Source organism: Pseudomonas sp. NPDC088885, assembly GCF_044750025.1.
Classification (GTDB): Bacteria; Pseudomonadota; Gammaproteobacteria; order Pseudomonadales; family Pseudomonadaceae; genus Aquipseudomonas; species Aquipseudomonas rustica.
This window is the reverse complement of sequence record NZ_JBIVJB010000001.1, coordinates 226,557-242,939: the sequence shown is the minus strand read 5'-3', so window position 1 is coordinate 242,939 and position 16,383 is coordinate 226,557. Positions and strand designations below refer to the sequence as shown.

Annotated in this window: 12 protein-coding genes; all 12 read right to left on the bottom strand. The window is 60.6% G+C overall.

Going from position 1 to position 16,383, the window contains the following annotated elements:
- Positions 1-115: 115 nt before the first annotated feature.
- The gene (locus ACIP1X_RS00940) at positions 116-973 is read right to left on the bottom strand and encodes an SDR family oxidoreductase (RefSeq protein WP_400748450.1); all 858 of its coding nucleotides are present in this window, start codon (positions 971-973) and stop codon (positions 116-118) included.
- A 178-nt stretch (positions 974-1,151) separates the two neighbouring features.
- Positions 1,152-1,910, bottom strand: a complete 759-nt coding sequence (locus ACIP1X_RS00935; RefSeq protein WP_400748447.1) for a PIG-L deacetylase family protein — start codon at positions 1,908-1,910, stop codon at positions 1,152-1,154.
- 180 nt (positions 1,911-2,090) lie between these two features.
- On the bottom strand, positions 2,091-2,750 hold the full coding sequence (locus tag ACIP1X_RS00930) for a glycosyltransferase (RefSeq protein ID WP_400748444.1): 660 nt from the start codon (positions 2,748-2,750) through the stop codon (positions 2,091-2,093).
- Positions 2,747-3,346: an SAM-dependent methyltransferase gene (locus ACIP1X_RS00925; protein WP_400748441.1), complete on the bottom strand. Its 600-nt coding sequence runs from the start codon at positions 3,344-3,346 to the stop codon at positions 2,747-2,749. Before ACIP1X_RS00925 ends, ACIP1X_RS00930 begins: the two co-directional genes overlap by 4 nt.
- Positions 3,343-4,101: a PIG-L deacetylase family protein gene (locus ACIP1X_RS00920; protein WP_053120580.1), complete on the bottom strand. Its 759-nt coding sequence runs from the start codon at positions 4,099-4,101 to the stop codon at positions 3,343-3,345. The genes ACIP1X_RS00925 and ACIP1X_RS00920 overlap by 4 nt, the downstream gene beginning before the upstream one ends.
- A complete protein-coding gene (locus ACIP1X_RS00915) occupies positions 4,098-5,096 on the bottom strand; it encodes an acyl-CoA dehydrogenase (RefSeq protein ID WP_400748439.1) in 999 nt (332 codons plus the stop codon). Before ACIP1X_RS00915 ends, ACIP1X_RS00920 begins: the two co-directional genes overlap by 4 nt.
- Position 5,097: 1 nt before the next feature.
- Positions 5,098-7,257, bottom strand: coding sequence for a glycogen debranching protein GlgX (gene glgX, locus ACIP1X_RS00910; protein WP_159812411.1), 2,160 nt, complete (start codon positions 7,255-7,257; stop codon positions 5,098-5,100).
- Between the two features lie 324 nt (positions 7,258-7,581).
- Positions 7,582-7,896, bottom strand: coding sequence for a DUF2934 domain-containing protein (locus tag ACIP1X_RS00905; RefSeq protein WP_053120574.1), 315 nt, complete (start codon positions 7,894-7,896; stop codon positions 7,582-7,584).
- Between the two features lie 27 nt (positions 7,897-7,923).
- Positions 7,924-10,692 carry a malto-oligosyltrehalose synthase gene (locus ACIP1X_RS00900; RefSeq protein ID WP_400748435.1) on the bottom strand — a complete coding sequence of 923 codons (2,769 nt, stop codon included), beginning with the start codon at positions 10,690-10,692 and terminating at the stop codon, positions 7,924-7,926.
- Complete coding sequence (gene malQ, locus ACIP1X_RS00895) at positions 10,689-12,767, bottom strand: 4-alpha-glucanotransferase (RefSeq protein WP_400748432.1); 2,079 nt, start codon at positions 12,765-12,767, stop codon at positions 10,689-10,691. Before malQ ends, ACIP1X_RS00900 begins: the two co-directional genes overlap by 4 nt.
- On the bottom strand, positions 12,764-14,566 hold the full coding sequence (treZ, locus tag ACIP1X_RS00890) for a malto-oligosyltrehalose trehalohydrolase (RefSeq protein ID WP_400748429.1): 1,803 nt from the start codon (positions 14,564-14,566) through the stop codon (positions 12,764-12,766). The genes malQ and treZ overlap by 4 nt, the downstream gene beginning before the upstream one ends.
- 32 nt (positions 14,567-14,598) lie before the next feature.
- Entirely contained in the window at positions 14,599-16,185 is a 1,587-nt protein-coding gene (glgA, locus tag ACIP1X_RS00885; RefSeq protein WP_212550726.1) for a glycogen synthase GlgA, read from the bottom strand.
- Between the last annotated feature and the right edge of the window lie 198 nt (positions 16,186-16,383).

The following is a 16,383-nucleotide window of genomic DNA, read 5'->3' as shown; positions in this document are numbered from 1 at the left end:
TATGGATATGTATCTCTATCACTGTAGGAGCTGCCGCAGGCTGCGATCTTTTGATCTTCAAAAACAGAATCAAAAGATCGCAGCCTGCGGCAGCTCCTACACAGGGGTCGGTGTGTCAGAGCATCGGTTTGCCGCCCGTAACGCCGTAGCGCTGGCCAGTGATGTAGCTGGCTTCATCGGAGGCCAGCAGCACATAAATAGGCGCCACTTCGACCGGTTGACCTGGACGGCCAAGCGGGGTTTGCGCACCGAAGTTCTGCACTTCTTCATCAGGCATGGTCGAGACGATCAGCGGCGTCCAGATCGGTCCCGGTGCCACGCAGTTGACGCGGATTTCCTGTGGACCGAGGATTTGCGCCAGACCGCCGGTGAAGTTGGCAATCGCACCTTTGGTGGTCGCGTAAGCGAGCAGAGTGGGTTTAGGCATGTCCGAGTTGATCGAACTGGTGTTGATGATCGACGAACCTGGGCGCATGTGTTTGATCGCCGCCTGGCACAAGCGGAAAATCGCGGTGATGTTGACGTCGAACGTCATCACCCACTCCTCATCGGGGATTTCCTCGAAGGTTTCGTGGGTCATCTGGAACGCGGCGTTGTTCACCAGCACATCTATGTGGCCGAAACGTTCGACCGTCTGGTCGACCAGACTCTGGCAATGGGATTTCTGCGCGAGATCGCCCGGTAGCAACAGGCATTGACGCCCGGCCGACTCGACCCAGCGCGCAGTCTCTTTGGCGTCGTCATGTTCATTCAAGTACGCGACTGCGACGTCTGCGCCTTCACGGGCGAAGGCGATTGCTACCGCGCGACCGATGCCGCTGTCCGCGCCAGTGATCAGGGCGATCTTGCCGGCCAGACGCCCCGAGCCGACGTAACTCTGCTCGCCGCAATCGGGGTAAGGCTGCATTTTGCTCTGCTCACCGGGCACGGCTTGGGCTTGTTTGGCAAAGGGTGGTTTTGGATAGTCGGTCATCACAAATCTCCGAAGTCTCAGGCAGGTATGGGCGGTTGACCCGGACTGTTTGCCGTGAGTTCGATCCGATTTGCCACCTGGCTGTTTCACAACTCATGTAGGAGCTGCCGCAGGCTGCGATCTTTTGATTTTAAAAAAAAGGTCCAAAAATCGCAGCCTGCGGCAGCGCCTTCACTGTTCAGACGAAGACGATTTCGTAAGGCAGACGCATGCGTTCAAGAAGCACCGGTGGCAACATCGGTGTGATACCGATGGCCGGCTCACCTTTGAGTTGGCTGGCATAGGCGTGCGTCGCGTGGCTTTTGCGGGCCACGGTCCAGGTGTCCAGACGTAACTTGCGCGCACGTTCCCAGGGAATCAGTTTTTGCTCGCGCTCCGGCCAATGCCAGGCCCACACCGGCACGTCATGAAACGTCGCCCCGGCCAGCTCTGTCGCCTCGGCCGCAGCGCGACCGACCGCTTCATGGTCGTCGATGCCATCGCCGCGCCAAGTGCTGAACACCACGTCGCCGGGGCGCAGATAACGCGCGATGAACTCGGTCAGTTGACGTTCCTGGTCAAGCAAAGCGTTATGGGTAAAGCCGCCGCGTACCCATTTCAGGCTGTGCATCGGCAAGCCGAGGCGGCGCAGGGCTTCGACGCTTTCCTGCGGGCGAAACACACTCAGGCGTTTTTCCGACCATTGCCGAGAGCCGGGATGGCTGGCGCTGCCGTCGGTGATCGAAAGCAATTGCAGGGGATGCCCAAGGTTGGACAGTAATTGCAGCAGGCCGCCGCAGATCACCACTTCATCGCCGGGATGCGGGGCGATGATCACCGCACGGGCGCCAGGGGGCACCAGGCTGCGGGTATTGATGACAGGAATGTTGTCGAGTTGCGGGGCGTTGTTCCAGATCTGTGCCGTCAGGCTGTTTTCACTAAGGGTTAACGGTTTCATATTGCGACGTCCTTGTTGGTTTCGCCCCCAGTCGCACGCCGACGCTTGAATCCGGCGATACTGACCCTTGAAGGCTGGTTGATTGCTGTACGACGCTCCGAACCCTGGATTGCCGCGCAACAGAGTATTGCTCATGAACTGCGATACGTCTCGAAACCTCGCAAATTGATACGCTTTTTTTTAGGTCATCTGTACTAGGTTGCGCAAATGGTCCGCAAACCCACCCCGCGCTCGGCTGTCGAGGCGCGCACTGGTGTGGACCAACGGCCGATGGCTCCACGCGATATTGGCGCCGGTCAGTTCAAGATTGCGCACCAATTGCACATCCTCATCGCAGGCCAACGGTTCGAAACCGCCGGCCAGACGGTAAGCGTCCGCACTGACGCCCAGATTGGCGCCGTGGATATGCCGATGGTCATCACACGCCTGATAGTGACTGTGATAACGAATCTGCGCCGCCGCATCGATCGAATCGTGCCAGCGCTCGACAGTCACCGTACCGCACACCGCATCAGCACCCAATCCCAGTTGGGCCACCAGCCAATCGTCAGCGACGCGGCTGTCGGCATCGGAACAGGAAATCCAGCGTGCGCCGCGCTCCAGCAACATGCGCGCACCGGTCGCCCGGGCCTGACCGACATTGCGTGCCTGTATATTCAAGCTCAAAACTGGATATTTGCTGACAATCTGTTCTGAACGGTCAGTGCAACTGTCCAGTACCACCAACACGTCGACATGTTCGCCAGCGAGCAATCCGTGCTTGCTGGCGCGCACAGCGGCGCTCAAACATTCATCGAGCAGTTCTTCTTCGTTGTGCGCCGGAATCAGGATGCCAATCATCGCAAGCCCTCCAGCGTTGCCACCGAGCGCGGTTCGCGGCTCCACACTTCCAGAATGAAGTCCGCTTCCTGATGTAAAACCAGGCGTGGCAGGTGCAAATGTTCGTGGAGCAAATCGTGAACCTGCCGTGCATTCAACGGGCAGTCGTCAATCGGCGGGCGCCAGTGACAGGCGAGCACTTGCCCGTCTGCAGCCAAGGACTGGCCCATGCGTTGGGCAACGGCTGTCAGATCATCGCGGTCGAGGTAGTAGCCGATTTCGCTAAATACAATCAGGTCGAATTTTTCCTCCGGCCAGTCCCCCGGCAGGCGACTTTGGCGAACTTCAGCGTGGTCGAACAGACTCAATCGGGTTCGCGCCAGACGCACCGCTGCGTCGGCGGTGTCGCAGCACAACAGTCGGTCACAGCGACTCGCCAGTTCAGCGCTCAATTCACCGTTGGCGCAGCCCGGTTCAAAGATCGCCCGGTAGTGCGGACGCGGCAGGGCGGCGAGAGTGATCGCGCGTTTGCGCTGCTCGTACCAGCGCTCGCGAAAGGCCCAAGGGTCGTCGTTGCCGGCGAACAGGCCGTCGAAATAGCGATCATCGACACTCATAAAAACACCACTTCAAAAGGCTGCAGCAGGCGATCGATCACGTATGGCGCTAACACCGGTGCGAGCCCGGCTTGTGCGTCGCCTTCCAATTGACTGGCAAAAGCGTGCACCGCGTGGCGTTTGCGCGCGACTTGCGCCGGCGTCAGCAGAATCTTGCGCGCACGTTGCCACGGCACAAAGGCGTCTTCGGGGGTTGCCCAGTGCCACGTCCACACCGGCAGCTCGTGGCAGGTCGCGCCGACCTGGCGCGCGGCTTCGGCACTGGCACGGCCGACGGCTTCGTGATCGCAATGGCCGTCTTCGCGCCACGTGGTAAACACCACGTCGTTGGGGCGCAGATGGCTTTCGATGAACGCGCGCAATTGCTGTTCCTGAGCGGCCACTTGAGTATCGGTGAACCCACCGCGAAGCCATTTCAACCGATGCATCGGCAGGCCGAGGCGGCGCAGCGCTTCAGCGGATTCTTGCGGACGGATCACGCTTAAGCGCTCTACCGGCCAGCGTTCGGAACCGGGATGACTGGCGCTGCCGTCGGTGACCGAAATCAGTTGCAAGGGGCGCCCGGCAGCGGCGAGCAGTTGCAGCAAACCGCCGCAACCCAGCACTTCATCGTCCGGGTGCGGTGCAATAATCACCGCGCGCGATCCGGGTGGTACCAGGCTCAGCACGTCGATGCTTTGCAGCTCCGCCAAATGCCGCGAGCCTTGCCATTGATGCAGGGTCGTTCCTTGGCCGACGATTGGATTAGCTCTCATAGCGACCAGACCTCGGCGGGTTGTTGGGCAATCAGTTGGCCGAGGGCGGCGAGGTCGCGCTCGGCATGGCTTTGCCGGAGGAACACCGGCAGGTCAGCGATCAGTCGGGCGAAGTGGCGATCCTTGCAGTAAGGCCCGGCGCCCATTGCCCGGCCGACTTCACGGATCACCTGTTCGGCAGACTGCTCGACCACTGCGCGGGCGCGACGGGCGAGCAGTTCGGCGTTGTCGTCAGGATTTGCATCAATATGCAAAGCGCTGAAGCGCAAAACATCCGCCGCCGCTTGCAAGGCACTGTCAACGGCGCCGAGATGGGCGAGGGCATGTGGTTCTTCACGCTGACCACACTGCTTGCGCAAACGCTCGGCAATCTGCTGCGCCGCGCCGTACCAACAGGCGGCAATACCAATGCCGCCCTGCCAGAAACCCGGCCGTTGCAAGTAGTCGCCGGGATTGCCGATGGCCTGAGCTTCAGCGCCATCGAACAACACTTCGACGCTGCCAGTCGCGCCCATGCCCACGGCGCGCCAACCTTCACCAGTGACCGTCACACCCGGTTGATCGAGCGCCACCGCGACCAATTGCTGTTGATCATCGGCGTCCCAGGCAGTGAGCAATGCGTGACTGAGTACCGCCGCACCGGAACACCAGGCTTTGCGTCCATTCAACGCGACCATATGCCCGGCCGGACTGACCTTCACCCGGGCTTGCGGCGGTTCCGCTGCCCACATGCCCCACGTGCTGCCGGGCGTTGGCGTACCACCGAGTTGTTCGATGATCGCCAGTGCATCGGTGTGCCCCTCATAGAGTTTGCACAAACCCAGATCATGCCCGCCGACAGCGGCTAAATGCTGAAAGCGCTCCAGCGTCAGACCGCTGCCGGGTAACGGCAAGCGGTCTAGCCCGGCCTCGACCATCGCTCGCAGGCACTGGCCGAGGGCGTGGGTGTCGGCATAATCCGGCGGTTTGCGGGCGAGATAACAGTGCAGATCCATATCAATCTTCTTCTTCGTGTTGCAGTTCAAACAGCAGCAGCGAACGGCCGGTCACTGAATATTCATGGCCGAAATCGAAGCGCTCCTGGCCACGAATCGAAGGCTGATTGGTGTCGATCATGCACGTCCAGAAACCGCCGTCCGGCACTTCCGGCAAGGTGAAATTGACGATGTCGTGGTGCGCGTTGACCACCAGCAGCAAGGTCGCATCGGCACCTTTGCGGCGGATCCCGGTTTCCTGTGCGCGGCCATCAAGCAACATGCCGAGGCAACGATTGTGTGCATCGTGCCAGTGCTCGGTGGTCATCTCGGTGGCGTCCGGCGCCAGCCAGGTGACGTCTTTGACGCCGATGTCCTCGTTGTACTCGCCGACCAGGAAACGTCCGCGGCGCAGAATCGGATAAGCCAGACGCAGCTTGATCAGGCGTTTGACGAATTTCAGCAAGCCTTTGCCGTCTTCGCTCAGATCCCAGTTGACCCAACCGATCTCGCTGTCTTGGCAATACGCGTTGTTGTTGCCATCTTGCGTACGCGCGAATTCGTCGCCGGCGACGATCATCGGCGTGCCTTGCGACAACAGCAGCGTGGCGAAGAAATTGCGCATCTGCCGATGGCGCAGTTCATTGATTTCCGGGTCGTCAGTCGGGCCTTCGACGCCGTGGTTCCACGACAGGTTGTTGTTGCTGCCGTCCTGATTGTTCTCGTCGTTGGCTTCGTTGTGCTTGTCGTTGTACGAGACCAGATCGTTGAGGGTGAAGCCGTCGTGCGCGGTAATGAAGTTCACCGACGAATACGGCCGCCGTCCGCGCTGGTTGAACATCTCGCCGGACGCGGTCATGCGACTGGCGAAATCGGCAACCTGGCCGTCATCGCCTTTCCAGAAGGCACGCACGGTGTCGCGGAACTTGTCGTTCCACTCGACCCAGCCCGGCGGGAAGTTGCCGACCTGATAGCCACCGGGGCCGCAGTCCCACGGCTCGGCGATCATTTTCACCTGACGCAGCACCGGATCCTGACGGCAGGCCACGAGGAAGCTGTGACGTTCGTCGAATCCATCGTGATAACGGCCGAGAATCGTCGCCAGGTCGAAGCGGAAACCGTCGACGTGCATTTCCGTGGCCCAGTATCGCAGCGAGTCGGTGACCATTTGCAGCACGCACGGATGGCTCAGATCCAGTGTGTTGCCGGTACCGGAATCGTTGATGTAGTAGCGTTTGTCATCGGGCATCAAGCGGTAGTACGAGGCGTTGTCGATCCCGCGCATCGACAGGGTCGGGCCCTGTTCGTTGCCTTCAGCGGTGTGGTTGTAGACCACGTCGAGAATCACTTCGAGATTGGCCTCGTGCAGGTGCGCGACCATCTCCTTGAATTCGGCGATCTTGCCGCTGGCCAGATAACGCGGATCCGGGGCGAAAAACGCGATGCTGTTATAGCCCCAGTAGTTGGTCATGCCTTTTTGCAGCAGGTGCTGGTCGTTGACGAAGGCGTGGATCGGCAACAGCTCGACCGACGAAACCCCGACGCTGCGAATGTGTTTGAGCACATCGTCATTCATCAGACCGGCGAAGGTGCCTCGCACGTTTTCCGGCACCGAGGGGTGACGCATGCTGATGCCGCGCACATGGGTTTCGTAAATGATGGTTTTGTCCCACGGCACACTGACACGCTGGTCGTTGCCCCAGGTGTGTGCCGGGTCGATGACTTTGCACTTGGGCACGAACGGCGCGCTGTCGCGTTCGTCGAAACTGAGGTCGGCGTCGGGGTGGCCGATGGTGTAGCCGAACAGCGCTTCCGACCATTTCAGCTCCCCGACCAGTTGCTTGGCGTACGGGTCGATGAGCAGTTTGTTGTGGTTGAAGCGGTGACCGTTGGCCGGATCGTAAGGGCCGTACACGCGGTAGCCGTAGATCAGCCCCGGGTGCGCATCGGGCAAGTAGCCGTGGTAAATCTCGTCGGTGTATTCCGGCAGTTCGATGCGTTCGAGTTCGACTTCGCCGGCATCGTCGAAGATGCACAGTTCGACCTTGGTGGCGTTGGCGGAGAACAGCGCAAAGTTCACCCCCAGACCATCCCAGGTCGCACCGAGCGGGAAGGGCAGGCCTTCACGAATTCTCGAAGGCTCAGCGTGCGCGGCGGGCTCGGCTTTTTTTGGACGGGTCATGATTGCTCCTGCAAAAAACGGGGACAGTTCAGTTGAAACCGCTTCCCGGTAGGAGCGAGATTTTGTGGTGAGGGGATTTATCCCCGTTCGGCTGCGCAGCAGTCGCAAAACCATTGCACGCGGTATGTCTGACACTCCGCAAGTGCAGCATTTGGGGCTGCTTCGCAACCCAACGGGGATAAATCCCCTCGCCACAAAAATCCATTCACCACAGAAGCCGGTTTAAACAAGGGATTTTGTGTATTTCTTGAGGACGAACGCGTCCTCGGTGGCGAGCAAGCCCGCCACACGGTCATTCAGTTCAATTCAATCGTCGGTAAAGCGTTAGATCGCCGAAGGCTTGCGCGGCGCTCGTGGCTTTTTCTCGGCGGGTTTTTCGCCGGGTGGAATCACCTTGGCGGCGCTGCTTGGCTTGGCCTTGGCCGCTGCCTTCGGTTTGGCAGCAGGTGCTTTCACTTCAGCGTCCTTGCCAGCGGTTTTGCTGCCCGCCGCTTTCGGGGCTTTCTTCGGTGCCAAGGCTTCAGCTTCAGCCAGTTTGCGCGCCATCTCCCAGTGGCGCTCCTCATGACCTTCAGGTTTCCCTTCCGATTCCCAGATTTGATAGGCGAATTCGCGAATGCGTTTATCGTCGGTACTCATCGCAATGCTCCTGAACTGAACTCATGCTTACGTTAAGTGTTGGATAAAGAGATTGACCGGGACATCCCCCAGCGCGTCGCTGATTTTCAGCTCCCTGTTTTTTGTGACTGCGCTGCTTTGAAAAAGTCCCTTCAGGTTTGTGTCAGAGGCGTCGAACGGTAAAACCACCCGGGTATCGCCCCAGCGCAGCGCATCGACCTGAGGTACAGCACTGTTTTCCAGCAGCGTCGCGCAACGGATCGGCACGATCACGATGGCGTGTTTCCCCTCGTGTTCGCGGGCAAACGCGAGCACGTTGTGCGCCTGCTCGCCCAGCACCTCCAGGGCCTGGTACGAGCCATGCCGAAACAGCTCGGCATGCTCGGCGCGCAAGTTCAGCACCTGCGCAATCAAGGCTTGCTTGATGCGCCCGTCACGCCAGTGCGTCAGCAGTTCCACAGGTGGCAGAGGCTCCTGCAGGGCCTGCTCGCGAGCGGCGTAATCCACCGGCCGGCGATTGTCCGGATCGACCAGGCTGAAGTCCCAGAACTCGTTCCCTTGATAAAGATCCGGCACCCCCGGCACGGTCATGCGCAGCAAGGTTTGCGCCAAACCATTGAGCGCGCCGGCAGCAGCGATACTGCTGACGGTCTTGGCCAGCGCCGCACGCAGCAACTCGCCGTCTTCACCGGTCAGGAGTTTTTCGGTGAAGGCCTGGGTCGCATTTTCATAGGCTTCGTTCGGCGCGCTCCAACTGCTTTGTAGCTTGGCTTCGCGCAAGGCTTTCTGTTGCCACTGCCAGATGCGCTTGGCGTAGTCGGCGAAACCGTCTTGATCGTCGTCGCGCAAATCCAGCGGCCAACTACCGAGCAAGGCTTGATAAAGGATCAGCTCATCACCGGCCGACGGCACTTGGTCGTCAACACGAACCGGGCGGGCGAGGGCGCGCCACAATTCGATTTGCTCGGCGTACCAGTGACTGCGTTCGCTGAGCACGGCCAGACGCGCGCGGGTGTCTTCGCCACGTTTGTGATCGTGGGTCGCGGTGGCGAGCAGGTTGTCGGGGAATTCGGCGAGACGCCGCTGATTGACCTCGTGGAAATCACTGACCGGCGCGCTGAATTGTTCGGTGTTGTAGCCGACGTCATTGCGCGACAGCAGCACCGCCGAGCGATACAGCGCGGTGTCTTCCACGGCTTTCGCCGCTGCCGGCGAAGTCAGTTGTTGAAAGCGTACGCAGGCGTGCTTGAGGATTTTCCGCGAACGGCCAAGCGGTTTGCGCCGCCACGGTGTGCCACCAAGCCATGCCGCCACGCAATCGAGCACCGGCCAGTCGGCTTCGCTGAGCGTTGGACGCGCACCGTCCATGGCTTGCTGGAAAAACACATCGTCCTGCGCCGAGCGGCCCGTCGCGCTGATGTAAGTGCGGTACACCGGGAAATGTATGATCAGCGCCTGCAACACGCGGCGGATGGCACCGAGGGTCAGGTCGCGGGTCATCAGGTCGTCGCGGGCGACTTGCAGCAACGCTTGCGCAACGCTTTCGCAATCGCTGGCCAGCGAACCGTTAAGGATCTGCTGACGCGCCAATTGCGCCTCTTCAATAAACGCGGCGGGGCGTTCCGTGCGGCGTTGCCACAGCTCACCGAGCACATGTTCGCCGTCCGGATCGTGTTGCAGCAGCGACAGTTGATTCATGAATTCGTAGCCGGTGGTGCCGTCCACTGCCCAGTCGCGGTGCAGGGTTTCGCCGGCGCCGAGGATCTTCTCGACGTAGATCGGCAGGTGTCGATCCGGCGCGATCAGGTCAAGACGCCGGCGCAATTTACGGCAGTAACCCCGCGGATCGGCGAGGCCGTCGATGTGGTCGATACGCAAGCCGTCGACCAGACCTTCAGCGACCAACTGGAAGATTTTGCCGTGAGTCGCTTCAAAGACTGCCGGACGCTCGACGCGCAAACCCCCGAGTTCATTGATGTCGAAGAAGCGCCGCCAATTGATGTCATCCGCGGCGGTGCGCCAACTGGCCAGGCGATAGCTCTGCCGCTCGAGCAATTGATGCAGCGCGTCGAAGCCTTCCTCGGTGGTCGAGTCGTAATGCTTGAGGTTGTTTTCAATCGCTTGCAGCACCTGCGGATCGCTCGCCAGTTGCCGCAATTCTTCCTTCAAGGGAATCGCCAACGAATGCGCGTCGGTCTGATAACTCAGCGCACTGAACCGATCAGCGAGCGGCTTCAACGTTTCTTCGTGCTTGAGAATCTCGCCGTAATCATTCGGGCAGATCGGGAAGTGATGGTCGTAGTGTTCGACGAAAAAGCTGCCAGTCTGCGCGTTGAAATGCAGCTTCAACGTGCCGTCCTGCAAGGCCACGCCGTAGTCACTGCCGAGGAACGGCAGCAACAACTGGCCTTCCATCAGCGGATCGGGCGAATGCCATTGGATATCGAAAAACTCGCCGTACGGGCTGAGGCGGCCCCACTCCAGCAAGTCCAGCCACCACGGGTTGTCGTTACCGCCGACGGCCATGTGGTTGGACACGATGTCGAGGATCAGCCCCATGTTGTGTTCGCGCAGGGTGCTGACCAGACGCCGCAATGCCGGTTCGCCACCGAGTTCCGGGTTGACCTGCGTCGGGTCGACCACGTCGTAGCCGTGCATCGAACCGGCGCGGGCGGCGAGCAATGGCGAGGCGTAAATGTGGCTGATGCCCAGTTGAGCGAAGTACGGCACCAGTGGCACCGCTTGTTCGAGGGTAAAACCTTTATGGAATTGCAGGCGCAACGTCGCGCGCAGTGGCTGGATAAGCGTTTGGTTCATTGGTCACGCTCGGCAGCCTGAAGACGCGCGCAAGCCAGCAGTTCCAGACGTCGTGCAGCATCGACGCCGTCGAGCAACGCTTCGCTGGGGCCGGGCAAACGACGCGACCAGTTAGGGTGGGTATCGATGGTGCCGGGCAGGTTCGCCTGTTCGTTGATGCCCAGCGCATCTTCCAGTGGCAGCAATACCAGCGGCGCACGGGTGTGGCCGAGGAAGCGTACGGCGGCATCAACGACTTGATCGGCCTCGTGGGATTCTTCGCGGAAGTTCTGCGGATCCTGGCTCAGTGCGCTGCGCAAGCCTTCGCGTTCACGTTGACGATGCTGGCGCCATTCGATTTCGCCGTTGGCATCGACAAATCCAAGGCGTGCATTCCAGTCGATGTCGCGGCCGTGCCACCAGCCATTCAGGGTGGGCAGATCGTGGGTGCTGGTGGTCGCCAGCGCGTTATCCGGCCAGTCGAGAATCGGTTTGAAATGCGTATTGTCCTGTTCGAACAGCAGCACGCGCATGCCGAGCATCGAGCGGGCGATGAGTTTTTCGCGCAGGCCGTCCGGCACGGTGCCAAGGTCTTCGCCAAGGACGATGGCTTGATGACGATGGGACTCCAGTGTCAGCAAACGCAGCAGGTCATCCACCGGGTAATACAGGTAAGCGCCATCCGCCGGTGCCGAGCCGTTAGGGATCACCCATAAACGTTGCAGGCCCATGACGTGGTCGATGCGCAAACCGCCGGCATGGGCGAAGTTGGCGCGGAGCATGTCGATAAAGGCGCGGAAGCCGTTGCGAATCAGGCCTTCCGGCGAAAACGCAGAAATCCCCCAGCCTTGCCCGGAGCGATTGAGAATGTCCGGCGGTGCCCCAACGGTCAGCGAGGCGAGCAACTCATCCTGAAAACTCCAGGCCTGACTGCCGGCGCCATCGGCACCCACTGCCAGATCAGCGATCAGGCCGATGCCCATGCCGGCGCTGCGAGCGGCGGTTTGCGCACGCTCGAGACAGCGGTGGATCAGCCATTGGCAGAAGGCGAAGTAGCCGATGCGATCGGCATATTCTTCGGCGAACGCTTCGAGCGCAGCGCCGCGTGGGTCGTGCCAGTGTTCCGGCCATTGCCGCCAGTCGAGGTTCTCGCCACGGGCGGCGCGCATTTCCTGAATTGCTTCGAATCGGCAGTGATTTTCCAGCGCTTCGCCTCCGGCGTGACGGAAACTGGCGAAGTCCGGGTGCAACGGGTGATCGCCAGCAACGAAGCCTTCGTACAACGCTTGTAGCAGTTTCTGCTTGGCATCTGCGGCGGCGGGCCAGTCGACCAGTTTCAAGTCTTCCAGTTGCGCGAATTGCTCGGCCAGACCGGTAGCGTCGATGGCATCACGCAGGGCGCGTTCGCCGAGAATCGCACCGGGCGCGGCGTACAGAGGATTGAGGAACAAGCGGCTGGACGGCGAATAAGGGCTGTAGCGGCCGGTGTCGGCGCTGAACATCGCGTGCAACGGGCTGATCGCCAAGGCTTCGGCACCGCGTTCGCCGGCGACTCGCGCCAGTTCTTCCAGCGCTTGAGTATCACCGAAACCGCCATCGCCGGAGCGCCGCAGCGAATATAGCTGCACGCTCAGGCCCCAGGCGCGGGGGATCGGATTGTCCACCGCATCACCGACGCTGAAGCAGCGTTCCGGCGCGACGGCGAGGGTGAAAAATTGATCGGCGATGTGCACCTGCTGATAACCGACCGGCACCAGACCGGGCAGCACTGCCTCGGAGTCCAGTTTCAGGTTCAGTCGCGAGCCGTCTTCAAGAACGATTTCACACGGGGTCTCCGGCGCGAAGTAACGCGCCAAATCGACGCCGACGCCGACATCGCTGGTCAGCAGCGGCGGCAAATGACGGTCTTGTTGCACGGCTTGCAATTCCAGCAGGCTGGCGTCGATTTCCTGCGCGGTGCTGGCCGGGTGGCCGAGGCCGATCAGGACATTGCGCAGTACCGCCGGGGCGACTTTTTGCGGGCGGCCGTTGGCGTCGATCCAGTCGACGGCAAGGCCGGCTCGGCTGGCAAGAATTTCCAGTTGCGCATCGCTCATAGGCGCTCTCCATCCAGAGGTTGCAAAGGGGTTGCGGCCGTGAGGCTGACAAGCGCGCAATACGCGGGCAGTTGGCCCGATTCCGATAGATCGACGGTGGGTGGCTGTTGAAACAACCACACGGCCTCGGTCTGTGGAGGGTTGACCACTGGCGTGTCGCTGAGGTTCAGGTCAATTCGCAGCTCACTGCCATTGCCCAATCGCCAGCGTGCACTGACCGCCGCGTGACCGAGCATGTGCGCGCCGAGTGCCTGGGTGCCGGACAGATGCGGAATGATGTATTGATGGCGAAATTGCAGCAGCTTTTGGTACAGCGCGAGGGTTTCCTGCTGTTTGACGCTGCCATTGCCGATCAGCCTTGGCTGCGAATCGTGGAAGGTTTTTTCGGCATTCGGGTCGGGGATTTGCTCGCGTTTGTGCGGATCGGCGAAGGCGCTGAACGCGGCGAATTCATTGCGTCGGCCTTCGCGCACCAGTTCGGCCAGTTCGCCATGGTGGCTGGTGAAAAACTGGAAGGGCTGTTCGGCGGCAAATTCATCGCCCATGAACATCAGCGGAATCATCGGTGACAGCAGCAACAGCACGGTCGCTGCCTGCACGGCGCGCGGGTCGGCCAGATGATGCAGGCGTTCGCCGAATGCGCGGTTACCGATCTGATCGTGGTTTTGCAGGAACAGCACGAACGCGGTGGACGGCAGGTGTTCGCTGGGTTCGCCGCGCGGCTCGCCATGGCGGGTGATGTGGCCCTGGAAGACAAAACCCTGGCTCAGGCACCGCACCAATTGCTCGGTGGGTTGCGCGGCGTAGTCGGCGTAATAGGCGTCGGTTTCACCGGTGAGCAAAACATGCAGGGCGTTGTGGCCGTCGTCATTCCACTGCGCGTCGTAGTCGTATTCGAGCAGGCTGGATTGGTTGAGTTCGTTTTCAACGGACAGCCAGACATGGCGGGTCGGGTCGATCTGCGCGCGGATGCGCTGGGCCATTTCCGTGAGGAAATCGGGGTCTTCGATGGCATGCACTGCATCGAGGCGTAAACCGTCGAAGCGGTATTCGAGCAACCACATCAGGGCGTTTTCGATAAAGAACTCGCGCACTTCGCTGCGGCGGAAATCGATCGCCGCGCCCCATGGCGTGTGTTTGTCTTCGCGGAAAAAGCCTTTAGCGTAACGGTGCAGGTAATTGCCGTCCGGGCCGAAGTGGTTGTAGACCACGTCGAGAATCACCGCCAGCCCATGACCGTGGGCGCTGTCGATCAAATGTTTAAGTTGTTCCGGGGTGCCATAGGAGGCTTGCGGGGCGTAGGGCAGAACCCCGTCGTAACCCCAATTGCGCTCGCCGGGGAATTGCGCCAGCGGCATCAGTTCGATGGCGGTAACGCCCAAACCTGCGAGGCGCGCCAGATGTTGTTCGACTTCAGCGAAACCACCGAGCGCACCGACGTGCAACTCGTAGATCACTGCTTCACTCCACGGGCGACCGTGCCAGGCACTGTGTCGCCATTGATAGGCCAGCGGATCGACCACCACGCTGTGGCGGTCGAGGCCACCGTCCTGCGCGCGGGAGGCCGGGTCGGGCACCTCCAGTTCGCCGTCGATGTTGTAGCGGTAGCGGGTACCCGCCGCACAGCGTGCCTTGATCACAAACCAGCCGTCTGCCTGAGGCAGCATTGGCAGGGACTGGCCGTCTTCGAGTTCGACACTGACGTAAAACGCATCTGGCGCCCACAGCGCAAATTGCGTGTGCTCGGCATCCAGCATGATCGCGCCGTGGGGCCAGGTTTCAATAGACCGGAACGGCATCGTTTACAACCTCCTTGTTCCTTGTGGATCGGTTACTTGTGGATTGCTTTACCCAAGGCCTTGGCCACCAGTTGTTCGTAGAGTTCGGCGTACGGTTCAACCGCTTTGCACCAGTTGAACGGTGCCGCCATTGCCCGGCAACGCATGGCATTGAGCAAATCAGGATAGGCGAAGACTTTGAACGCACGGCTCAAGGCTTCTTGATAGCTTTCAACAGTGGATTCGTCGAAGAGGAAACCGGTAATCCCATTTTCAATGGTGTCGGCTAGCCCACCGGTGTTGCGCGCAACCGGCAATGAGCCGAAGCGCTGGGCGTACATCTGGCTTAGACCGCAGGGTTCATAACGCGAAGGCATCAACAGAAAATCGCTGCCGGCGAACATGCGACGGGCGTCGGTTTCGTTGAAGCCGATGCGCACACCGATCTGGCCCGGGAAGCGCAAGGCCAGTTCGCGCATGGCTTGCTCTTCTTCCGGCTCGCCACGACCAATGATTGCGATCTGGCCGCCGTTCTGCACGATGTACTCGGACACCGCTTCAGTCAGATCCAGACCTTTTTGATACACCAGGCGCGACACCACGGCGAACAGCGGGCCTTCGGAGTCATTCAGTTCAAACAGCTCGCGAACGTGGGCGGCATTGACGGCTTTGCCTTCCCAGTCACCAATGGCGAACGGCGCGAACAGGTGCGGATCCGTTGCGGCGTCCCAGCTCTCATCGATACCGTTAGGGATACCGCTGAGCAAACCTTGCTGGGTCTTGGCGGCGAGAAAACCGTCGAGGCCGCAGCCGAAATCCGGGGTGGTGATTTCCTGCGCGTAGGTGGCACTGACCGTGGTGATGTGGCTCGAGTAGGCCATGCCAGCCTTGAGAAACGACATCTTGCCGTAAAACTCCATGCCTTCCTGTTGCAGGGCATGGTTGGGAATGCCCAGTTCAGGGCACGAGCCGAGGCTGGTCACGCCTTGATAGGCGAGGTTGTGAATGGTGAACAGGGTCGGCGTGCGCTGCCCGCGCCAGTGCATATAAGCAGGGGCCAGACCGGCCGGCCAGTCGTGGGCGTGCACCAGATCCGGGCACCAGTGAATTTGTGCGAGGTTGGCGGCGATGTCGGCAGCGGCCAGACCGAGACGGGCGAAGCGGATATGGTTGTCCGGCCAGTCGCGACCGTTGTTGGCGCCATACGGCGAGCCTTCGCGCTCGTACAGTTCCGGGCAGATCAACACGTAGATCACCAGACCGTCAGGCATGTCCATGCGCCCGATCTTGCACGGAGGCAGCGCAGCATGACCGCCGAGTTCGCCGATGATGTGGATCGGGTTCTCGCTGTGCATGACTTGCGGGTAACCGGGGATCAACACGCGCACATCGTGCAAATGGGCCATGGCACGGGGCAGGGCGGCAGACACGTCACCCAGACCGCCGGTTTTCACCAGGTCGGCGATTTCCGAGGTCACGAACAACACTTTCTTCTTGTTGGGATTCTGACTTGCTACTGGCGTCAGCGTTTTGGTGCCGGGGACGTTGATCTGTCGGCTGCCGGGAACGCTGATGGTGCTCGATTCACCCATCGATTGGTGAGCACGCTCTCCCTGAATATCCAATGCCGCACTGATCATATGAATCTCCCGTGTTGTTGATCTGATTCTTGTGTTCTCTCTGTAGGAGCTGCCGAAGGCTGCGATCATTGGCTTTTAAAGGATCAAAAGATCGCAGCCTTCGGCAGCTCCTACGTACGGCAAGCGCAAACGCGCCACGCATCGGTGAGCAAACGCTACCCAACACGCGCAAGCAGAATGGGTGTTTGGGCTATTGCA